The organism is Amycolatopsis sp. VS8301801F10 (genome assembly GCF_046195355.1).
In the GTDB taxonomy this organism is placed as follows: domain Bacteria; phylum Actinomycetota; class Actinomycetes; order Mycobacteriales; family Pseudonocardiaceae; genus Amycolatopsis.
Map to the genome: position 1 here is coordinate 8,977,770 of NZ_CP176065.1, position 20,210 is coordinate 8,997,979.

Below are 20,210 nucleotides of genomic sequence, written 5' to 3' on the forward strand. Positions count from 1 at the left end.
CCTGGAGGTTCCCGATGACGCACCTCGACGAGATCCAGCAGGCGATCTTGAACGGCCGCCTCGACGCGATCGCCGAGCTGCCCGTGCCCGAGAGCTACCGGGGCGTCACCGTGCACGCCGACGAGGTCGACATGTTCGAGGGCCTGGAAAGCCGGGACAAGGACCCGCGCCGTTCGCTGCACGTGGACGAGGTGCCGACGCCGGAGCTGGGTCCGGGCGAGGCGCTGGTCGCGGTGATGGCCAGCGCGATCAACTACAACACCGTGTGGACGTCGATCTTCGAGCCGATCCCGACGTTCAAGTTCCTGCGCAAGTACGGCAAGCTCTCGCCGCTGGCCAAGCGGCACGACCTGCCGTACCACGTGGTCGGCTCCGATCTGTCCGGCGTGGTGCTGCGCACCGGTGCGGGCGTGCACAACTGGAAGCCGGGCGACGAGGTCGTCGCGCACTGCCTGAACGTCGAGCTGGAGGGCCCCGACGGGCACAACGACACGATGCTCGACACCGAGCAGCGGATCTGGGGCTTCGAGACGAACTTCGGCGGGCTCGCCGAGATCGCGCTGGTCAAGGCGAACCAGCTGATGCCGAAGCCGGGGCACCTGACCTGGGAGGAAGCCGCCTCCCCCGGGCTGGTGAACTCGACCGCGTACCGGCAGCTGGTGTCGCGCAACGGCGCGGACATGAAGCAGGGCGACGTCGTGCTGATCTGGGGCGCGTCGGGCGGTCTGGGCTCGTACGCGACGCAGTACGCGCTCAACGGCGGCGCGATCCCGGTGTGCGTCGTGTCCAGCCCGGAGAAGGCGGAGATCTGCCGGAAGCTGGGCGCGGAGCTGATCATCGACCGCACCGCCGAGGGCTACCAGTTCTGGAAGAACGAGAACGAGCAGGACCCGAAGGAATGGCAGCGGTTCGGCGCGAAGATCCGCGAGCTGACCGGCGGCGAGGACCCGGACATCGTGTTCGAGCACCCGGGTCGCGAGACCTTCGGCGCGTCCGTGTACGCGGCGCGCAAGGGCGGCACCATCGTCACCTGCGCGTCCACGTCGGGGTATCTGCACCAGTACGACAACCGGTACCTGTGGATGAACCTGAAGCGGATCATCGGCTCGCACTTCGCGAACTACCGCGAATCGTGGGAGGCCAACCGGCTGATCGCGAAGGGCCTCATCCACCCCACGCTGTCGAAGACGTACCCGCTCGAGGAAACCGGCCAGGCCGCCCTTGACGTGCACCGCAACGCGCACCAGGGCAAGGTCGGCGTGCTCGCGCTGGCCCCCGAGGAAGGGCTCGGCGTGCGCGACGAGGAGCTGCGCGCGAAGCACCTCGACGGCATCAACGCCTTCCGCGGGGCGTGAGGGCAGACCACCTGCCTCTTCGGTCCGGCCGCTCGCCGCACGAGCGGCCGGACCCCGTGGGTGCTCACCCGTCCGTGACCGCGGAGCGACTACGGTGGTGTCATGAGTCTTGGCGATGAACGCGAACTCGTGCCGCTGGGAGCCGGCTTCGACGTAGCGAAGCGGGGATACAGCCGGGCCCAGGTCGACGAACACCTGGAACGGCTCGACGGCGACCTGAAGATGCTCACCGCCGACCGCGACGCCGCCATCGCCCAAGCCGGCGATCTGGCCCGGCAGCTGGAGGTCGCGCGCGGCGAGATCGCCGACCTGCGCGGTCAGGTCGACCGGCTCGCGCAGCCGCCGACGAGCGTCGAGGGCCTGTCCGAGCGCCTCCAGCGGATGCTGCGGCTGGCGCAGGACGAGGCCGCGGACACCCGCGCCAGGGCCGAGGCCGAGGCGGGCCACATCCGGGCCAAGGCGGAGACCGACGCCAGCGCCATGCGCGCCCGGTACGAGCAGCTGCTCACCGAGCTGGACCTGCGCCGCAAGGAGATGGAAGCCGAGCACCGCAAGGTGCTCGAGGACGCGCGCGCCGAGGCCAAGCGGATCACCGACGAGGCCGAGGCCGAGCGCAAGAAGCTCGACGCGGAGTCCGAGGCCCGCCGCACGCAGGTCGAGGAGGACTTCGAGATCGCCATGGCCACGCGCCGGGCCGAGGCGATGCGCGTGCTGGCCGAGCAGGAGGCGGCCAGCAAGGCCGAAGCCGAGCGCCGGGTCCGCGAGGCCGCCGAGGACGCGGCCGCGATCCGGGCGAAGGTGCTGGAGGAGGAGACGGCCGCGAAGGCCGACATCGACCGCCGCCAGCGCGAATCGGTCGCCGACGCGAACAAGCGCCGCCAGGACTCGATCACCGAGGCCAACGCGCGGCTCGCGGAAGCGGCCGACGAGGCCCGCCGCCGCGTGCGCACCGCCACCGACGAGTCCAACCGCCGGATCACCCAGGCCAACGAGCGGGTCGAGGCCCTGCGCGCGGTCCGGGCGAGCCTGGCCGAGCAGGTCCGGGCGGCCCGCACCGTGCTGGCCGAGGCGCAGCACGTGCTCGGCGAGATGGACGGCGAGGTGCCCGCGGACATCAAGGCCGAGACCGCCAACGGGTCCGGGCCCAAGTCCGGGGCCAACGGCTCGCCGAGCGGCGGCAAAGCGGCCACGCCTGCCCCGCCGCCCGCACCCGGCAAGGCGGCCCCGGGCGGCGGAGCCACGGCCGCGAAGACCGGCAAGCCCAGCACTCCGGCCGGGCAGAACTCCGCTGGTCAGAGCGGCAAGAACGCCCCGGCGGCCAGCGGGAAGCCGGTGGCGGGCGGCGATGTCGAGCAGACCGTCCGGCTGCGCACGTCCGACGTGCCCAAGCCGCAGCCGCAACCGCGTCCGGCGGGAAAACCGACTGGCGAGTAACCTTCCCCCGCGAAGGGGCCGCGCCGCCCCGCTGACCGATTCGCCGGGAGGTTGTGGATGGCTGTCTATCGGACTGTGGTGGTGGGCACGGACGGGTCCGACTCGTCCTTCGCCGCGGTGGACAAGGCCGCCGGGGTGGCTGCCGACGCGGGGGCGACGCTGGTCGTCGTCTGCGCGTACCACCCGGCCAGCCGCCAAGACGTGGAACGCGCGCAGGACGAACTGGGCGACGAGGCCTACCAGGTGGTCGGGTCCGCGCCCGCGGAGGACACGCTGCAGTCCGCCCGGGACCGCGCGGCGAAGGCCGGAGCCACGAAGATCGAAACGGTCGCCCTCGAGGGCCAGCCGGTCGACATGCTGCGGAAGGTCGTGAAGGACCGCGGGGCCGATCTGCTCGTGGTCGGCAACCGCGGCCTCAACACCCTGGCCGGGCGGATCCTGGGCTCGGTGCCGTCGGAGGTGGCCCGGAAGTCGGGCGTCGACGTGCTGATCGTGCACACCACCTGAGGCCGTGGCCGATACTTCCCGGGACCTGCAGCAGCGGCTGGAACGCGCCCTGCTGGGCGGGCCCCGCCGCTACACCCGGCTCGAAGTCGCGAAGCGGGCCGGTGTGCCCGAAGAACGCTCGCGCCGGCTGTGGCGGGCCCTGGGTTTCGCCACCGTCGAAGACGACGAGGTGGTCTTCACCGACGCGGACGTCGAAGCGATGCGCATCGCCGACGGCCTGGTGAGTTCGGGCCTGGTCGCGCCCGGGATGGAAGTCGCGGTGACCCGTGCCCTCGGCCAGCATCTGTCCAGGCTGGCCGAGTGGCAGGTCCACATGCTGTGGGAACTGATCACGGAAAACCCGGAACTGGCCCGCAGCGACCGCCAGGTGACTCGCCTGGTCGAACGCCTGCTCCCCGAACTGGAGCAGGTGCAAAGCTACGTCTGGCGCCGCCACCTGGCCGCCTTCGCCGGACGCGCCTTCGCCAGCCCAGACGAGGACCTGGAAACACGCGCTCTGGTAGTCGGCTTCGTAGACATGGTCGGCTACACGCGTTTCACGAGAGAAGCAGACGAAGAAGAACTAACCCAAGTCCTGGACGGCTTCGAGTCGCTGGCGACGGAAGTCATCGCAGAACACCACGGCAGAGTAGTGAAAATGATCGGCGACGAAGTCCTCTTCGTCACCGACACCCCCGCGGACGGCGCGGAAATCGCCCTGACGCTAGCCGAACGCACCGGAGAAGACGGCGGCCTGCCCCCAGTCCGAGGCGGAATGGCGTCGGGAAGAGTCCTGTCCCGCTTCGGCGACGTCTACGGCTCCGTGGTGAACCTGGCCGCCCGGCTCACTTCAGCCGCCCGCCCCGGAACCGTGCTCGTAGACCGAGAACTGGCCGCAGAACTGGAATCACTGCCCCAGTTCGACCTACGCACCCGCCGCCCGATCGCAGTCCGCGGCTACAACCGCCTGCGCCCCTCCGCCCTGCGCCGAGCAAAAGACAAACCCACCGGCCGCTTCGCGTCTTCCCAGCAACTGGCCGCGGAAATGCTGGGCCTAGGCGACCCACCCCCGCCGGAAACCCCGGACCCAGAAGACTTCCCCACCCCACGCAAACGCCGCCGACGCCGCTAACCGTCCGCTCACGTCCCTAAAACCGCAGCGGCTGCACCCAAACAGCGAGGCACCCAGCCCCTCCCCCACACCCCGATACGAAGCCTCCCTGCGGGCGGTGGGTGCTTGTCAAGGCATCTTTCCCGCCTTGACAAGCACCCACCGCCCGTCAGCACAATCAAGCTTCGGGGTGCCCCACGCAACCACTCATCGGCAATGTCGCCCGCCAGGGCGACGAGCCGAATCAAGCATCAAAATCCACAGTAACCCGCTCAGAAACCGGATGCGACTGGCAAGTCAGCACAAACCCAGCCTCCACCTCAGCCTTCTCCAACGCGAAATTCCGCCGCATCTCCACCGCCCCCTCGGTCACCCGGGCCCGGCAAGTCCCGCAAACCCCGCCCTTGCAAGCAAACGGCAAATCCGGCCGAAACCGCTGCGCCCCGTCCAACACCGACGATTCCCGAGGCAAACTCATCGTCGTAGACCGCCCGTCCAGCACCAGCGTCACCTCGGACGAAGCCCCAGCCACCGCGGGATCGACATGTTTGACCGGCTCCGGCGGCACGTCGTCCACATAGAACAGCTCCTGATGCACCCGCTCCTCCGGCACCCCCAGCGCAGCCAGAACATCCTGAGCCGAAGTCACCATTCCGAACGGCCCGCACAGCCAGAAATGATCGACATCCTCGACCGGCACGATCGATGCGAACAACGCCCGCAGCTTGTCCGCGTCCAACCGCCCCGTGAACAACTCAGCCTCACGCGGCTCCCGGGACAGCACATGCACCAGCTCCAGCCGAGCCGGATACCGATCCTTCAAATCCGCCAGCTCGTCAGCGAACATCACCGTGTCCGTCCGCCGGTTCCCGTAAAGCACAGTCACCGAAGCGTCCGGCGTAGCCAGCAGCGAAGCCGCGATCGACAACACCGGCGTAATCCCTGACCCAGCAGCGATCAGCACATGATGACCACCAGCGCCAAGATCAGGAGTAAACGACCCAGCAGGCGCGGAAACCTCGACCACATCCCCCGGCCGAACCTCATTGACCAGCCAAGACGAGAACACCCCGTCCGGCACCAGCCGCACCCCGACCCGAGGCCGCTCCCCCACCGCCGCACAGATCGAATACGACCGCCGCTCCTCCCGCCCGTCAACAACCCGGCGCAAAGTCAACGACTGCCCAGGCGCGAAGGCATACACCGAGGCCAGCTCGGCAGGCACGTCGAACGTCACGGCCACAGCGTCGTCGCAAAGCCGCTCGACCTCAGCCACCCGCAACGGATGGAACCCGGCACGGCGGGAAACGGTGGCAGTCACTCAAATCTCCTTGACGTGTTCGAACGGCTCCCAGCAAGACCGGCACCGCCGCAACGCTTTGCACGCGGTCGCACTGAACCGAGACTGCTCTTCGGTATCCATCGACCCGCACCGCGGACAAGCCACCCGTCGCACCGAAGGCCCCAGTGTCAACGGAATCGGGCCCGACCGCCGCGGCGCGGCCCCCGGCGGCGCGATCCCCGCCTCCGCCAGCTTCCGCCGCCCGTCCTCGCTGATCCAATCCGACGTCCAAGCCGGTTCCAGCACCGTACGGATATCCACCTCGGCATACCCCGCACCGCGCAGCGCATGCTCCAGGTCGTCCCTCATAGTGTCCATAGCCGGGCAACCGGTATAAGTCGGCGTAATGGAAACCGTCACCCGACCGTCCTCTTCGGACACTTCGCGCAACACGCCGAGATCCGCGAGCGTCAGCATCGGCAACTCGGGATCAGTGACCGTCGAGGCCACCGCCAGCGCGGTCACCATGACGCCCCCGGCATCGCCCGAGCCACGCTCTGCAGCTCAGCCAGCAAGAACCCCATCTGCTCGGTATGCACCCCATCGCGCCCAGTACGCCCGGAAACCCCGGCAATAGCCCCGATCTCCGGCCTCGCCAAGGTAGCCGCCGCCAACGCCTGATCCATCACCGCGTCGAACTCCGGCCGCAACGAAGCCGCGTCCACCAGCTCATCTGGATGCGTCGCGAACAGTTCCTCGACATACGGCCACACCGCGGCCAGCCCCTCGGCCATCCGCTCGTGCGACAACGGCGTCCCGTCGCCCAACCGCACCAGCCACTGCGCGGCGTAATCCCGGTGATAGGCCAATTCCTTCACGCCCTTGGCCGCGATAGCCGCCAGCACCGGGTCCACACTGGACTCCAGCTGCTGGAACAACGCCAGCCGCCAAGTCGAGAACACGAACAGCTGCGCGATCAGATGTCCGAAATGCCCACCGCCCAGCTCAGCCAGCCGCACGTTCCGGAACTCGTTCTCCGCGCGCAAGAACGCCAACGTGTCCTCAGAACGATCCGTGCCATCCGCCTTGCCGGACCGGGCCAGCAGCAACCGAGCCTGACCGAGCAGGTCGAGGGCGATGTTCGCGATCGCGACCTCGTCCTCCAGCTCCGGCGCGTTGCTCACCCACTCCTGCAACCGGTGCGAGAAGATCAACGCGTCGTCGCCCAGCATCAGGCAGTACGCGGCCAGTCGCGCACCGTCCACTCCGGACGGCACCGAAGTGTCCACTCCGGACAGCGGATCGGCGAACCCGGTACCGAAAGCCCACCGGGCGTCGTTGTCCTCGGTGATGGCTTCGTAGACGTTGTCGAAAGACATCCCAGACCTCACATGTGCGGAACGTTGTCGGGAATGTCGTAGAACGTCGGGTGCCGGTACACCTTGTCGCCGCTGGGCGCGAAGAACGGGTCCTTCTCGTCCGGCGACGACGCGGTGATGTCCGAGGCGCGCACGACCCAGATCGACACCCCTTCATTGCGGCGCGTGTAGAGATCGCGCGCGTGGTGCAGCGCCATCTCGTCGTCCGCCGCGTGCAGCGAACCCACGTGCACGTGGTTCAGTCCCCGCTTCCCGCGGACGAAAACCTCGTACAACGGCCAGTCGTGCTTCATGCCGAAACCTCTTTCTTGGCCGCGTGCGCCGCTGCGGCTTCCCTGACCCAGGCACCTTCTTCGTGCGCCCGCCGCCGGTGCGCGATCCGCTGCGCGTTGCACGGCCCGTTGCCCTTGAGCACGTTCTTGAACTCGTCCCAGTCGACCGCGCCGAAGTCGTAGTGCTGGCGCTCTTCGTTCCAGCGCAGCTCCGGGTCCGGGAAGGTCACGCCGAGCGCCTCGGCCTGCGGCACGGACATGTCGACAAAGCGCTGCCGCAGCTCGTCGTTGGTGTGCCGCTTGATCTTCCACGCCATCGACTGCGCGGTGTTCGGCGAATCCGCGTCCGGCGGGCCGAACATCATCAGCGACGGCCACCACCAGCGGTTCACCGCCTCCTGCACCATGTCCCGCTGCTGCTGGGTCCCGCGCATCATGGTCATCAGCAGTTCGTAGCCCTGCCGCTGGTGGAAGGACTCCTCCTTGCAGATCCGGATCATCGCCCGCGCGTACGGCCCGTACGACGACCGGCACAGCGGCACCTGGTTGCAGATCGCCGCGCCGTCCACCAGCCAGCCGATCACGCCGACGTCGGCGAAGGTCAGCGTCGGGTAGTTGAAGATCGACGAGTACTTCTGCTTGCCGTTGATCAGCTTGTCGGTGAGGTCCGCGCGATCAGCGCCGAGCGTCGCCGCCGCGGAGTACAGGTACAGCCCGTGCCCGGCCTCGTCCTGCACCTTCGCGAGCAGGATCGCCTTGCGCCGCAACGAAGGCGCGCGCGTGATCCAGTTGCCCTCCGGCTGCATGCCGATGATTTCCGAATGCGCGTGCTGCGCGATCTGGCGGATCATCGTCTTGCGGTAGCCCTCGGGGATCCAGTCGCGCGGTTCGATGCGCTGGTCCCGTTCGATGGTGTGCTCGAACTGGGTCTCCAAATCGGCTACAGCGGTCACGGCTGCTCCTTCGAGACGAGGGTGAGCACGTCGTACTTCGCGACCGAGTCGCCGTTCTGATTGGTGACGTCGGCGTCCCAGCGGACTTCGCCGTACTCCTGGTCGATCCGCGGCGTGATCTGCTTGGCGGTCAAGGTGACCGTCAGCTGGTCGTCCACCTTCACCGGCGTGAGGAAGCGCAGGTTTTCCAGGCCGTAGTTGGCCAGCACCGGGCCCGGCTCGGGCGAGACGAACAGGCCCGCCGCGAACGAGACGACCAGGTAGCCGTGCGCCACGATGCCGCCGAACAGCGGGTTGGCCGCGGCCGCCGCTTCATCGGTGTGCGCGTAGAAGGTGTCGCCGGTGAACTCGGCGAAGTGGTCGATGTCGGCGCGGGTGACGGTGCGCGGACCGGCCACCACGGTGTCGCCGATGCTCAGCTCCGCCAGCGACTTCCGGAACGGGTGCTCGCCTTCGACGCGCGGCCCGCCCTCGACCCACCGGCCGGTGACCGTGCCGAGCACCTTCGGGCTGCCCTGCACGGCCGTGCGCTGCATGTGGTGCAGCACGCCGCGGATACCGCCCATCTCCTCGCCGCCGCCCGCGCGACCGGGGCCGCCGTGCACCAGCTGCGGCATCGGCGAACCGTGCCCGGTGGATTCCTTCGCGTCCTCGCTGTCGAGCACGAGCAGCCGGCCGTGGTACGGCGCGACGCCCAGCACGATCTCGCGGGCGAACACCGGGTCGCCGGTCACGACGGACCCGGCCAGGCTGCCACCGCCGCGCGCCGCGAACTCGATGACCTGCTTGACCGACGTGTACGGCATCAGCGTGGACACCGGGCCGAACGCCTCGACCTCGTGCGGTTCGGCGCGTTCCGGGTCCGCCTTGAGCAGGATCGGCGAGATGAACGCGCCGGTCGCCTCGTCGCCGTCCACGACGTCGACGTGCTCCGGGTCGCCGAAGACGATGCTGCCCGCGTCGAGCAGCGCCTTCAGCGAACGGCGTACCTCTTCCCGCTGCTCCAGGCTGGCCAACGCGCCCATCCGGACACCCTCGGCGCTCGGGTTGCCGACGGTCACCTTGGCGAGCCGGGCGCTGACCGCTTCGGCGACGTCGTCCAGCATCTCGGCCGGGACGAACGCGCGGCGGATCGCGGTGCACTTCTGGCCTGCCTTCACCGTCATCTCGGTGACCAGCTGCTTGACGAAGAGGTCGAACTCCGGCGTGGACGGCCGGGCGTCCGGGGCGAGGATCGAGCAGTTCAGCGAGTCGGCCTCGGCGTTGAACCGCACCGAGTTCCGCACGATCGCCGGGTGCGCGCGCAGCTTCTGCGCGGTGGACGCGGAACCGGTGAACGACACCAGGTCCTGCGCGGTGACGTGGTCGAGCAGGTCGCCGACGCTGCCCGCGACGAACTGCACCGTGCCCTCGGGCAGGATGCCGGACTCGACGATCAGCTCCACGAGCCGCGCGGTCAGGTACGCGGTCTGGCTGGCCGGCTTGATCAGGCTCGGCACGCCGGCGAGGAACGCGGGCGCGAACTTCTCCAGCGGCCCCCACACCGGGAAGTTGAAGGCGTTGATCTGGATCGCGACACCCTGCAGCGGCGTGGCGATGTGCTGCGCGACGAACGTGCCGCCGCGGCTCAGCGGCTCGACCGCGCCCTCGACGTACACCGTGTCGTTCGGCAGCTCGCGCTTGCCCTTCGAGCCGTAGCTGAACAGGACGCCGATGCCGCCGTCGATGTCGAACTTCGAGTCGCCGAGCGTCGCGCCCGTGCGCGCCGACAGCGCGTACAGCTCTTCGCGGTGCTCGCGCAGGTGCGAGGCGAGCGCCTTCAGCAGCGCGGCCCGCTGATGGAACGTCAGCTTCCGCAGCGCCGGACCGCCGACCTTGCGGCCGTACTCGAGCGCCGCGGCGAAGTCGATCCCCTCCGACGAAATCCGGGCCACTTCCTCCCCGGTCGCCGCGTCGTGCAACGGAGCGCCCTCGCCAGGCGCCGTGTGCCATCCCCCGGAGACGTAGCTGCGGAGCAGAACCATGCCGACCCTCTCGCCGAATTACCAACCGGACGTTCAGTAATTCGCAGGATAGCCGTTCCCCCCGCTGATCGGAACCCCCGCATTGCTTGACACCGCCGAAGCCGCGGCCTTTACTGGGCTCCAGCCGGGATTACCGGCCATTCGGTCAGTAAGTCACCGTCCCGGAGGCCTCGCTCGTGACCCGCAACGCCGCGCACGCCATGTTCGACACCGACGAGGCGTCCCGCGCCCTCGGCATCGAACTCGTCGAGGCGGCCGACGGCCGGGCAGTGGCGACGATGAAGGTCACCGAGACGATGGTCAACGGGCACGACATCGCCCACGGCGGTTACGTGTTCCTGCTCGCCGACACCGCTTTCGCCCTCGCCTGCAACACGCACGGACCGGTCACCGTCGCCGCGGGCGCGGAAATCTCGTTCGTCGCCGCCGGAAAACTGGGCGACCACCTCGTCGCGACGGCCGCCGAGCGCACCCGCTACGGCCGCAACGGCATCTACGACGTCACGGTGCACCGGGAGACCCCCGGCGGGCCCGAGGTCGTCGCCGAATTCCGCGGCCGCAGCCGCGTCATCGAGAAAACCCGGGAACCACAGTGACTGCCGATCTCTCCGAAACCCTCAGCGCCGACGAGCTGGCCGCGCTCCAGCTGGAACGGCTGCAGTGGACCCTGCGGCACGCGTACGAGAACGTCCCGCTGTACCGCAAGAAGTTCGCCGAAGCGGGCGTGCACCCGGACGACTGCCGCGAGCTGGGCGACCTGGCGAAGTTCCCCTTCACCACCAAGGCCGACCTGCGCGAGAGCTACCCGTTCGGGATGTTCGCGGTGCCGCAGGACCAGATCCGCCGGCTGCACGCGTCCAGCGGCACCACTGGGAAGCCGACCGTCGTCGGATACACCGAGGACGACCTCGACACCTGGGCCACGGTGATGGCGCGCTCGATCCACGCCGCGGGCGGGCGGCCCGGGCACAAGGTGCACGTCGCGTACGGATACGGCCTGTTCACCGGCGGGCTCGGTGCGCATTACGGCGCGGAAAAGCTTGGCTGCACGGTGATTCCGGCGTCCGGCGGCATGACCGCCCGGCAGGTACAGCTGATCACGGATTTCAAGCCGGAAATCATCATGATCACGCCGTCGTACATGCTGACGCTGCTCGACGAGTTCGAGCGCCAGGGCGTGGATCCGCGGGCCAGCTCGCTCAAGGTCGGCATTTTCGGCGCGGAACCGTGGACCGAGCAGATGCGGTCCGAGATCGAGGAACGGTTCGACCTGGACGCGGTCGACATCTACGGCCTGTCCGAGGTGATGGGTCCGGGCGTCGCGCAGGAATGCGCGGAAACCAAGGACGGCCTGCACATCTGGGAGGACCACTTCTTCCCCGAGGTGATCGACCCCTTCACCGAGCAGGTGCTGCCCGAGGGCGAACGCGGCGAACTGCTGTTCACGTCGCTGACCAAGCAGGCGCTGCCGATCATCCGCTACCGCACGCGCGACCTGACGCGTCTGCTGCCCGGCACCGCGCGTCCGGCCTTCCGCCGGATGGAAAAGGTGACCGGCCGCAGCGACGACCTGATCATTGTGCGCGGCGTCAACGTTTTCCCCACGCAGATCGAGGAAATCGTGCTGCGCACCGAGGGACTGAGCCCGCATTTCCAGCTGGTCCGCTCGACCCGCGGCCGCCTGGACCACCTGACTGTGCGCGTCGAAGCCCGCGCCGACACCACCGCCGAGGGCCGGTCCGCGGCGGCGTCCGCGGTGGCCGCCGGGGTGAAGGACGGCGTCGGGGTAAGCGTTTCGGTGGAGGTCGTGGACCCGGACACGCTGGAGCGCTCGCTCGGTAAAATGCGCCGCGTGCTGGACGAACGCTCGTGACCGCCCCCGCCCGCCGCGGCCGTCCCGGCTACGACCTGGAGTCGCTGCTCCAGGTCGCGGTCAAGCTTTTCAACGACCGCGGCTACGACGGGACCAGCATGGAGGACCTGTCGCGCAAGCTCGGCATCACGAAATCCGCGATCTACCACCACGTCCCGAGCAAGGAAGAACTGCTGCGGCTGGCGGTGGACCGGGCTTTGGACGGGCTTTTCGAGGTCGCGGAATCGACGGAGGCACTGGACGGGCGCGCGATCGACCGTCTGGAGCATCTGGTCCGTGGAAGCGTCTTGGTGCTGGCGGACCGGCTGCCGTTCGTGACGCTGCTGCTGCGGGTGCGGGGCAATACGAAGGCCGAACGAGCGGCACTGGCGCGACGGCGCGAGTTCGACCATCTGGTGACGGATCTGGTCAAGCAGGCCGAGGCGGAAGGGGACGTCCGCCCGGACATCGACCCGGCGATCGCGGCGCGGTTGCTGTTCGGGACGGTGAACTCGCTGATCGAGTGGTACCGGCCGCGGCGCGGGGCATCGCCGGAGGAGCTGGCGGACGCGGTGTGCAAGATGGCGTTCGACGGGTTGCGCGCTTAACCCGATTTCGTGCTCTGCGCAGGGATTTCTCGCTACGCTGACGGCATGGATCTGGGGGAGATCGGGCGGACGCTGGCAGAACGGGTCCGGGACGCAGTCGGCGACCGTCAGTCGGGCGCGACGGTGCAGATCTCGTGGCACGACTGGGGGACCCGGACTGCGGGGTGGCTGGACGAGGAGCCGCCGGACGACCCGTACCTGCACGTCAACACCTTCGGGGTGTTGACGTCCGACTTGCCGCGCGGGGTCTACGAGACGCGGCTGCGCCGGGACGGGAGTTACCGGTTCTCGTTCAGCTCCGACGTCGATCTGCTGGCCGAGCGGGCCGGCTTCGTGTTCGACCCGGACTTCCGTTACCCGGGGCACCCGTTGCCCGGCATGCAGCGACCGGCGGGGCTCGAGCCGACCGGGACGCCGACTGATCCGGCGGCATTGCGGCAAGTCGGCGCGCTCGTCGAGGAGTTCGCCGAGCGGCACACCGCGATCATGGGGCGCGCCCCCTGGTGGGCGCCGGGAGCCAGCGAGGAGGAGATCTCCGTCGCCGAAGCTCAGATCGGGGTTCGGCTGCCGGAGGACCTGCGTGCGCTTTTCCGTCTGGTCGGCCGGGATATCGGCGAATCCGGGCTGCTCGGCCGCTACTCCCACGACTCATTGGAAACTCTGGTCAAGGAGTACTGCAGCGACGATCTGCCCGGCTCGTGTGCCGGAGTCCCCTGCGACAGCCCGTTGGAAGACATCCGTCCGGTGTTCGACGCCGATCCGCCGGGGCGGCTCAAGCGGGTGTTCCGCAACGACTGGTGGGTGATCTTCGGCGGCGACCGCAGCGGCGAGTATCTCGCTGTCGACCTCGATCCGGACGTCGGGGGCCAGTCGGGGCAGGTATTCGCTTACGGCTCTTCCGAAGCGCCGCATCTGGTCGGCAGGTCGGTCGCCGCCATGATCGAGGAGGTGTTGAAAGCGCTACGCGCGGGCCGGTACACCCTGCACGAAGGCGATCACCGGATCGAGGTCCACGCGTCCTTCGCCGATCTCCCGGTCCGACACCCCATCGAGAGCGTGCGCGACGGTGCTGAAGCGCTCATCGGCATCGACCACCCGGAGCTGGTCCAGGCCTGCTACCTCCACCACGACGGCGACCTCGACCTAACCGTGTTCGAACCGCTCCGCTCGCTGCGCGATATCGGCGCGCGCGGCGCGAAAACGGTGACTCCCACGATGACGAACCTGCCGCTCCTGGAATCCCTCACCATCTCCGCCGAGCAAATCGACCTCAAGGCGCTCGCCGGTCATCCGACGCTATGGGACCTCGCCCTCCACCATCTCGCCCACCCCGTAGACCTCTCCCCGCTGGCCACCCTCCCGAACCTCACCCGGCTAGACATCGCCGGTCTCGACGTCCCGGCCATCGACCAGCTCGCCCACCTGCCAGCCCTGCGCGTGCTCACCCTCGACGCCAGCCAGCTCACCCGCCTCCTGGCATCCGGCCATCGCCTCCCCCAGCTGGCCGCACTCACCATCTCCGGCCGCGTCCTTCTCGCCGAAGCGGTCGAGTTCCTCCGTCAGCTCCGCGGCAACGACGTCCACCTGCAAGAGTTCACCGGCTCGCTCACCGCCCCTCCCGGGCCGGAGCAGGCATAGTCACCACAAACCCGGTACTCCGCCCCACATCGTCCAGCAGCCACCCCATCCGCTTGACCGTCCGCAGGATCAGCGCCGAGTCCACCACCGACAGCGGCGCCAGGTCCTGTTCCAGATGTTCCTGCATCCGCATCGACTCCTCGATCGACCGCATCCACGTGGTCACCAGAAGATTCGCCGGACCGGGCAGGCTCGCCATCTGCCGCACGGTCGGGTTGGCGCGCAAGCGATCCACGCACGTCGACACGTGTGCCACCGGGACCTGGCACCACCAGTTGACCACGATCGGCGACGGCGTCAGCCCCTGTGCGATCTCGCAGCGGAATGTCAACGCATCGGCGCCCAGCAGGTGGCCGAGCTGGCGGCGCACGGTCGACACCGGACGGCCGGTGATCCGCGCCAGGTCCGCGGCGCTGCGCCGGCCGTCCTCGCCCAGGGCCACCGTCAGTGGGGCGTAAGGCTCTTCCCACGGCTGCAGTTTCGCCGTCCGCCCGCCGCCGATGGACGGGAGTTGCGACAGGGCCTGCACGCGCCGTCGGTCGAGCGCGCCCACTCGCCATGAGCTGCCTTCGACGTGCAGTCGCGACGCCAGGTGCGAGCGTGTGTTGAGCACGCCGGGCAGGCTGGGGATCGCGTCCAGCAGCAGGGCGGAGAGGTCGCGCAAACCGAGGCCGAAAACGGTCAGCACCAGGCTGTATTCGCGCGAAGCTTCCTCGATGCTGGCCACCGAGGGCCACGTCGACAGTTCCCGGATCAGCTCTCGCACCTGGCCGCTCGCGCAGCGGATTTCCACGTACGCGGCCTGCACCTGGTACAGCCCGGGCACGTGCGGATATGCCGTCACCCACGCCGCTCCCCCGTCGCGCAGCCGCTCCCAGCGCCGGGCCAGCGTCACCGGGGAGGAGTCGAGTGCCGCGGCCAGTTGCGTCCAGGTGGCGCGGGGGCGCAGTTGCAGTGCGTGGATGAGCGAAAAGTCTTCCTCCTCCAGTGATTCGATCATTGTTTCTTCTCCAGAAGGGGGCTTTGCGAGCGATTCCGACAACTCTAGCCCGATATCGGGCGTGAGTTCGCACACTCGACCACCAAGACGCCGTTCCCCGACGAAGAGGAGCCGAGCCGGTGGACCTCCACGAAGACGCCCGCAGCCAGCAGGACGACCTGGCGCAGCTGCGCCGCGAACTGCACCGCGAGCCTGAGATCGGCCTCGACCTGCCGCGCACCCAGGAACGGGTCCTGCGCGAACTCGACGGGCTCGGGCTGGAGATCTCGACCGGAACCGAAACGACGTCGGTGACCGCTGTGCTCCGCGGCGAGGGTTCGGCCCGCGATGCGGCTCAGCCGCGCACGGTTCTGTTGCGGGCGGACATGGACGCGCTTCCGGTTCAGGAGGCGACCGGGCTCGATTTCGCTGCCACCAACGGCGCGATGCACGCGTGCGGCCACGATTTGCACACCACGTCGCTGGTCGGCGCGGCCCGGCTGCTGCACACCCACCGCGACCGGCTCAACGGCGACGTCGTCCTGATGTTCCAACCCGGCGAAGAAGGCTGGGACGGCGCGGGCGTGATGCTGAAGGAAGGCGTACTCGACGCCGCTGGCCGACGCGTTGACGCCGCGTACGGGCTGCACGTCTTCTCCTCGATGCTGCCCAGCGGCCAGTTCGCCAGCCGTCCCGGAACGCTGATGTCCGCCTCGCACAAGCTGCTGGTGACCGTGCACGGCGAAGGCGGCCACGGGTCGATGCCGCACCGCGCCAAGGACCCGATCTCGGCCGCCGCGGCGATGATTACCGCGCTGCAGACGATGATCACGCGTCGTCTGGACATCTTCGACCCGGCCGTGCTGACCGTCGGCGTCATCCGCGGCGGAACGAAGCGCAACGTCATCCCGGCGACCGCCGAGTTCGAGGCCACCGTCCGCTGCTTCTCCGACGACACCGCCGCGCTGCTGGACACCGCGATCCGCGAGACGATCGACGGTGTCGCGCGGGCGAACGGCGTCACCGCGGATGTCGTGTTCGAGAACGAATATCCAGTGACCGTAACGGATGCCGACGAGACGGCGTTCGGCGCCGAGGTCGTCCGCGAGACGATCGGCGAGCAGTACTACACCGATCTGCCCAACCCGGTCGCCGGTTCCGAGGACTTCTCCCGCGTGCTCGCCGCGGTGCCGGGAACCTTTCTCGGCCTCGGCGCGCTGATGCCGGGCCTCGAACCGCACACCGCGCCCAACAACCACAGCCCGTACGCCGATTTCGACCCGTCCGTGCTGTCCCGTGCCGCCACCGTTTACGCCGAACTCGCCGTCCGCCGGCTCGACCGGTTCGCCGAAGGAGCACTGCGATGACTTCTGTGGTCCCAGACCGGCGCCGCACCCTCTTGGGGCTCGGTGCCGGCAACGCGATGGAATGGTTCGACTGGAACGTCTACGCCACGTTCGCGTCGTTCTTCGCCGCGCAGTTCTTCAACGCCCACAGCGCGGTTTCGGCTCTGCTGAGCACGCTGGCGGTGTTCGCGGTCGGGTTCGCCGCGCGGCCGATCGGCGGGTGGGTGTTCGGCTGGATCGCCGACCGCAAGGGGCGGCAGCTGGCGATGTCGCTGACCGTCGCGATCGCCGCCGCGGGCAGCCTGGTCATCGGCCTTTCCCCGACCTACGGCCAAATCGGCGTGTGGGCGTCGGTGATCCTCGTCATCGCGCGGCTGGCGCAAGGCCTCGCGCACGGCGGCGAACTGCCGTCCGCGCAGACCTACATCGCCGAAGTCGCGCCGCCCGCCCGCCGCGGACTATGGTCGAGCCTCATCTACTTCTCCGGCACCTGCGGCGTGCTCGTCGGCACCCTGCTCGGCGCGGTGCTCTCCGGCGTGCTGAGCCACGAGCAGATGCTCTCCTTCGGCTGGCGGATCCCGTTCATCCTCGGCGGCGTTTTCGGGATCTACTCGCTTTACGTGCGGCTGCGCATGCGCGAGACCGAGGTTTTCCAGGCGGCGAAGAAGGACGCGGCGAAGGAGAAGGGCCAGATCTGGCAGACGATCAAGCAGAACCCGAAGCTGCTCGCGCAGGTCGTCGGGCTCACCGTCGGCGCGACGGTCATCTACTACATGTGGGCCGTCGCCGCGCCGTCGTACGCGATCACCGTGCGCGGCGTCCCCCCGACCGGCGCGCTGTGGGCGGGCGTGTTCGCGAACGTGGTCTTCCTGGTCGCCTTGCCGCTGTGGGGCATGCTGTCCGACCGCATCGGCCGCAAACCGGTGCTGTTCATCGCGATCGCGGGCCTGCTCCTGCTGAGCTTCCCGCTGAACGCGATGGTCGGGCACGAACCGTGGCAGCTGTTCGTGGCGATGTCGATCGCGCTGCTGTTCATGGCCGGGTTCTCCTCGATCGGCCCGGCGGTCTACGCGGAGATCTTCCCGACCCGCATCCGAGCGGTCGGTGTCGGCGTGCCGTACTCGATCGCGGTCGCGGCCTTCGGCGGCACGGCGCCGTACTTGCAGACGCTGTTCGCCGGGAACGGGCATCCGTCGCTGTTCATCATCTACGGGATCGTGCTGATGGTGGTCAGTGCGCTGGTGGTGTTCACGCTGCCGGAAACCCGGGGCGTGGACCTGCGGGAGAAGGCCGAGACCCCCGACCGGGCGGTCACCGGGTCAGGGGCGTAAGGCCGGGTAGGGCTTCAGCGTGATGGCGTTCGCCGAGCGCTGAAGCCCGCCCAGCATCCGGTGCCTGCCCGGCAGATGCGGCAGCGCACGCAGGAAGGCGTTGCGCAACCGGATGCCGGTCCGGGTCCGCGGGGCGAATCCGCGGGCTCCGCCGGGCGGGCGTTTCCGGTTCGCTGCCACGTAATCCCGCATCTCGTCGGCGTAGCGGGCGAAGGCGGTCCTCGGGTCGTCCACAGTGGATAGTTCACCGGCGAGGACGTAGGCGCCGACGAGCGCCAGGCTGGTTCCCATGCCGAGCGAGCCGCCGAAGGCCGCGTCGCCGAGCAGGACCGTGCGGCCGCGGTGCCATTCGGTCAGCCGGACCTCCCCGGCGCGGGAGAAGTACAGGTCGTCCGGGAGTTGCTCCAGGAGCGCGGGGATTTCCCATCCGGCGCCGGCGAACGCCTCGGCGACCACCGCGGCCGGGTTTTCTTCCGGGGCAAGCGGTTTCGGCGAGACGAAACCGACCAGGACCCGGCATTCTCCCGAGGCGCCCAGCGGGTACAGCATGACGACGCGGCCGCCGACGCCGTTGCCCGCGGGCAGGTTGCAGACGGTCTCCCAGCCGTCGAGGTCGAGCCGCGTCCGGGCCGGGAAGTAGCCGAGGTGGTAGCCCAGGTCGCGCACGGAATCCGGGCCGAACACCAGCGACCGCACACCCGAGCCGATTCCGTCCGCGCCGACCACGACGTCGAACGTTCGCGCCGGTCCGCGGGCGAAGGCGGCACGGATCCCGTCGGGCTTTTCGTCCAGCGCGGTGATTTCGGTGCGGTACTCGATGTCGACTCCAGCGGCGTCGTGCAGGATCCGGACGAGGTCGCTGCGAAGGATTTCGAGGTCCGCCACCACCCCGCCGGAATCGCCGAGCGCGTCCGCCGCCATCTCCGCCGCTCGACGGCCGCGTTCGTCGACCCACGCGATGCCGCGGATGCCGGTGTGCGCGGCGCGGACTTCGTCCAGCAGTCCCATCCGCGCGACGACCTCCCGGGCCGCGCCGCGAAGGTCGACCGCCTGCCCGCCCTGGCGCGGGCCAGGGGCGCGTTCGACCAGTGTCGGGTGAAAACCGTGCTGCCGCAGCCAGTAAGCGAGGGAAAGCCCGGCGACACCCGCGCCGGAAATCAGGACAGTGCGCATGTGTACACCGTACGAGCGCTTTTCCGGCGAGTACCTTTGTTCTAGTGCAGTTCTTCTGCCGCACCACAAGAGCGGCGGAGCGCACTAGTGCACTGGAGGCAGTGATGGACTCCGCGCCCTACCAGCGGATCGTGGCCGAGATCCGCGAGCGCATCACGAGCGGGCGGCTCCGGCCGGGCGACCGCGCGCCGTCGACCCGGCAGATCACCCGGGAATGGGGCGTCGCGATGGCGACCGCGACGAAGGTCATCGCCGAACTGCGCGACCAAGGGCTGGTCGACCCCAAACCGGGCGCGGGCACCGTCGTGCGTTCGGTGCGGCGGGAACGGGAACCGGAGCTGAGCCGGGACCGGATCGTGCGCGTCGCCGTCGAAATCGCCGACGCGGACGGGTTGCCCGCGGTGTCCATGCGGCGGATCGCCACCGAACTCGGCGCGGCGACGATGTCGCTGTACCGGCACGTCGGCGACAAGGACGAACTGGTCCACCTGATGGCCGACGTCGTCGCGGGCGAAGAGATCCGCCGCGAACCGCCGGTTCCGTGGCGTGCGTGCCTGGAACACACCGTCCGTCTCTTGTGGACGGTGTGCCGGCGCCATCCGTGGGTCGCCGAGGCGCTGTCCATGACGCGGCCCCGGCCCGCGCCGAATCTGATGCGCTACTCCGAGTGGGCGCTGGCCGCACTGCACCGGGCCGGGCTGCCCGAGGGGGAACTGCTTCTCGTGCACCTGAATCTGTTCGGCCACGTCCGAGGCCTGGCGCTCACCTGGCAATCAGAGGCGTGGGCGCGCCAGGACACCGGCCTCGCCAACGACGCGTGGCTCGACGGCCACGAGGCCGAGTTCCGCCGGATCGTCGAGACCGGCCGCTACCCCGCCCTCGACCGCCTGAAGAGCCTCCAGACCCGGCTCACCCTCGACCAGACCTTCGAGTACGGCCTGCGTCTGCTCCTCGACGGCGTCGAACGGCGGCTGAACCGTCCTTGAG

The 20,210-nt window shown here is 69.2% G+C and carries 19 protein-coding genes; 11 read left to right on the forward strand and 8 right to left on the reverse strand.

The window, feature by feature from the left end:
• Positions 1-14: 14 nt before the first annotated feature.
• From ccrA to F9C11_RS41180, 4 genes are all read left to right on the forward strand, one after another.
• The gene (gene ccrA / locus F9C11_RS41165) at positions 15-1,355 is read left to right on the forward strand and encodes a crotonyl-CoA carboxylase/reductase (RefSeq protein ID WP_409182730.1); all 1,341 of its coding nucleotides are present in this window, start codon (positions 15-17) and stop codon (positions 1,353-1,355) included.
• A 129-nt stretch (positions 1,356-1,484) separates the two neighbouring features.
• Entirely contained in the window at positions 1,485-2,789 is a 1,305-nt protein-coding gene (locus F9C11_RS41170; protein WP_409187092.1) for a chromosome segregation protein, read from the forward strand.
• A gap of 57 nt (positions 2,790-2,846) precedes the next feature.
• Positions 2,847-3,296: a universal stress protein gene (locus F9C11_RS41175; RefSeq protein ID WP_409182731.1), complete on the forward strand. Its 450-nt coding sequence runs from the start codon at positions 2,847-2,849 to the stop codon at positions 3,294-3,296.
• 4 nt (positions 3,297-3,300) lie between these two features.
• A complete protein-coding gene (locus F9C11_RS41180) occupies positions 3,301-4,407 on the forward strand; it encodes an adenylate/guanylate cyclase domain-containing protein (protein WP_409182732.1) in 1,107 nt (368 codons plus the stop codon).
• Positions 4,408-4,630: 223 nt separating this feature from the next.
• Here F9C11_RS41180 and paaE read toward each other — a convergent pair whose 3' ends face one another.
• From paaE to paaZ, 6 genes are read right to left on the reverse strand one after another with little or no spacing between them, the layout of a single operon-like run.
• Positions 4,631-5,707 (reverse strand): 1,2-phenylacetyl-CoA epoxidase subunit PaaE, encoded by a 1,077-nt coding sequence (gene paaE, locus F9C11_RS41185; protein ID WP_409182733.1) that lies wholly within the window; start codon positions 5,705-5,707, stop codon positions 4,631-4,633.
• Positions 5,708-6,196 carry a 1,2-phenylacetyl-CoA epoxidase subunit PaaD gene (paaD, locus tag F9C11_RS41190; protein ID WP_409182734.1) on the reverse strand — a complete coding sequence of 163 codons (489 nt, stop codon included), beginning with the start codon at positions 6,194-6,196 and terminating at the stop codon, positions 5,708-5,710. It lies immediately after the preceding gene.
• A complete protein-coding gene (gene paaC, locus F9C11_RS41195) occupies positions 6,190-7,047 on the reverse strand; it encodes a 1,2-phenylacetyl-CoA epoxidase subunit PaaC (RefSeq protein ID WP_409182735.1) in 858 nt (285 codons plus the stop codon). The genes paaD and paaC overlap by 7 nt, the downstream gene beginning before the upstream one ends.
• A gap of 8 nt (positions 7,048-7,055) precedes the next feature.
• Positions 7,056-7,340, reverse strand: coding sequence for a 1,2-phenylacetyl-CoA epoxidase subunit PaaB (gene paaB / locus F9C11_RS41200; protein WP_009073848.1), 285 nt, complete (start codon positions 7,338-7,340; stop codon positions 7,056-7,058).
• Entirely contained in the window at positions 7,337-8,272 is a 936-nt protein-coding gene (paaA, locus tag F9C11_RS41205) for a 1,2-phenylacetyl-CoA epoxidase subunit PaaA (RefSeq protein ID WP_409182736.1), read from the reverse strand. The genes paaB and paaA overlap by 4 nt, the downstream gene beginning before the upstream one ends.
• Positions 8,269-10,296, reverse strand: a complete 2,028-nt coding sequence (gene paaZ / locus F9C11_RS41210) for a phenylacetic acid degradation bifunctional protein PaaZ (RefSeq protein WP_409182737.1) — start codon at positions 10,294-10,296, stop codon at positions 8,269-8,271. The genes paaA and paaZ overlap by 4 nt, the downstream gene beginning before the upstream one ends.
• Positions 10,297-10,496: 200 nt before the next feature.
• Here paaZ and paaI point away from each other — a divergent pair, with 200 nt between their 5' ends.
• From paaI to F9C11_RS41230, 4 genes are read left to right on the forward strand one after another with little or no spacing between them, the layout of a single operon-like run.
• Positions 10,497-10,892 carry a hydroxyphenylacetyl-CoA thioesterase PaaI gene (gene paaI, locus F9C11_RS41215; RefSeq protein WP_409187093.1) on the forward strand — a complete coding sequence of 132 codons (396 nt, stop codon included), beginning with the start codon at positions 10,497-10,499 and terminating at the stop codon, positions 10,890-10,892.
• Positions 10,889-12,169, forward strand: coding sequence for a phenylacetate--CoA ligase PaaK (gene paaK / locus F9C11_RS41220; RefSeq protein ID WP_409182738.1), 1,281 nt, complete (start codon positions 10,889-10,891; stop codon positions 12,167-12,169). Before paaI ends, paaK begins: the two co-directional genes overlap by 4 nt.
• Complete coding sequence (locus F9C11_RS41225) at positions 12,166-12,756, forward strand: TetR/AcrR family transcriptional regulator (protein ID WP_009073839.1); 591 nt, start codon at positions 12,166-12,168, stop codon at positions 12,754-12,756. The genes paaK and F9C11_RS41225 overlap by 4 nt, the downstream gene beginning before the upstream one ends.
• 45 nt (positions 12,757-12,801) lie before the next feature.
• Entirely contained in the window at positions 12,802-14,394 is a 1,593-nt protein-coding gene (locus tag F9C11_RS41230; protein WP_409182739.1) for an SMI1/KNR4 family protein, read from the forward strand.
• Here the strand turns inward: F9C11_RS41230 and F9C11_RS41235 are convergent.
• Positions 14,363-15,394: an Lrp/AsnC ligand binding domain-containing protein gene (locus F9C11_RS41235; protein ID WP_409182740.1), complete on the reverse strand. Its 1,032-nt coding sequence runs from the start codon at positions 15,392-15,394 to the stop codon at positions 14,363-14,365. The two genes, F9C11_RS41230 and F9C11_RS41235, sit on opposite strands and share 32 nt — an antisense overlap.
• A 119-nt stretch (positions 15,395-15,513) precedes the next feature.
• Here F9C11_RS41235 and F9C11_RS41240 point away from each other — a divergent pair, with 119 nt between their 5' ends.
• Entirely contained in the window at positions 15,514-16,740 is a 1,227-nt protein-coding gene (locus F9C11_RS41240) for a M20 family metallopeptidase (protein WP_409182741.1), read from the forward strand.
• Entirely contained in the window at positions 16,737-18,050 is a 1,314-nt protein-coding gene (locus F9C11_RS41245) for an MFS transporter (protein ID WP_409182742.1), read from the forward strand. The genes F9C11_RS41240 and F9C11_RS41245 overlap by 4 nt, the downstream gene beginning before the upstream one ends.
• Here the strand turns inward: F9C11_RS41245 and F9C11_RS41250 are convergent.
• Positions 18,039-19,223: an FAD-dependent monooxygenase gene (locus tag F9C11_RS41250; RefSeq protein ID WP_409182743.1), complete on the reverse strand. Its 1,185-nt coding sequence runs from the start codon at positions 19,221-19,223 to the stop codon at positions 18,039-18,041. The two genes, F9C11_RS41245 and F9C11_RS41250, sit on opposite strands and share 12 nt — an antisense overlap.
• Positions 19,224-19,327: 104 nt before the next feature.
• Between F9C11_RS41250 and F9C11_RS41255 the strand changes: the two genes are divergently transcribed.
• Positions 19,328-20,209 carry a TetR/AcrR family transcriptional regulator C-terminal domain-containing protein gene (locus F9C11_RS41255; RefSeq protein ID WP_409182744.1) on the forward strand — a complete coding sequence of 294 codons (882 nt, stop codon included), beginning with the start codon at positions 19,328-19,330 and terminating at the stop codon, positions 20,207-20,209.
• Position 20,210: the final 1 nt, after the last annotated feature.

Excerpts from the sequence above, each read along its gene's own strand:
- paaB (WP_009073848.1), bottom strand. The coding sequence starts at position 7,340 with ATGAAGCACGACTGGCCGTTGTACGAGGTTTTCGTCCGCGGGAAGCGG.
- paaI (WP_409187093.1), top strand. The coding sequence starts at position 10,497 with ATGTTCGACACCGACGAGGCGTCCCGCGCCCTCGGCATCGAACTCGTC.
- paaC (WP_409182735.1), bottom strand. The coding sequence starts at position 7,047 with ATGTCTTTCGACAACGTCTACGAAGCCATCACCGAGGACAACGACGCC.
- F9C11_RS41235 (WP_409182740.1), bottom strand. The coding sequence starts at position 15,394 with ATGATCGAATCACTGGAGGAGGAAGACTTTTCGCTCATCCACGCACTG.
- paaZ (WP_409182737.1), bottom strand. The coding sequence starts at position 10,296 with ATGGTTCTGCTCCGCAGCTACGTCTCCGGGGGATGGCACACGGCGCCT.
- F9C11_RS41250 (WP_409182743.1), bottom strand. The coding sequence starts at position 19,223 with ATGCGCACTGTCCTGATTTCCGGCGCGGGTGTCGCCGGGCTTTCCCTC.
- F9C11_RS41245 (WP_409182742.1), top strand. The coding sequence starts at position 16,737 with ATGACTTCTGTGGTCCCAGACCGGCGCCGCACCCTCTTGGGGCTCGGT.
- ccrA (WP_409182730.1), top strand. The coding sequence starts at position 15 with ATGACGCACCTCGACGAGATCCAGCAGGCGATCTTGAACGGCCGCCTC.
- F9C11_RS41175 (WP_409182731.1), top strand. The coding sequence starts at position 2,847 with ATGGCTGTCTATCGGACTGTGGTGGTGGGCACGGACGGGTCCGACTCG.
- F9C11_RS41255 (WP_409182744.1), top strand. The coding sequence starts at position 19,328 with ATGGACTCCGCGCCCTACCAGCGGATCGTGGCCGAGATCCGCGAGCGC.
- F9C11_RS41230 (WP_409182739.1), top strand. The coding sequence starts at position 12,802 with ATGGATCTGGGGGAGATCGGGCGGACGCTGGCAGAACGGGTCCGGGAC.
- paaD (WP_409182734.1), bottom strand. The coding sequence starts at position 6,196 with ATGGTGACCGCGCTGGCGGTGGCCTCGACGGTCACTGATCCCGAGTTG.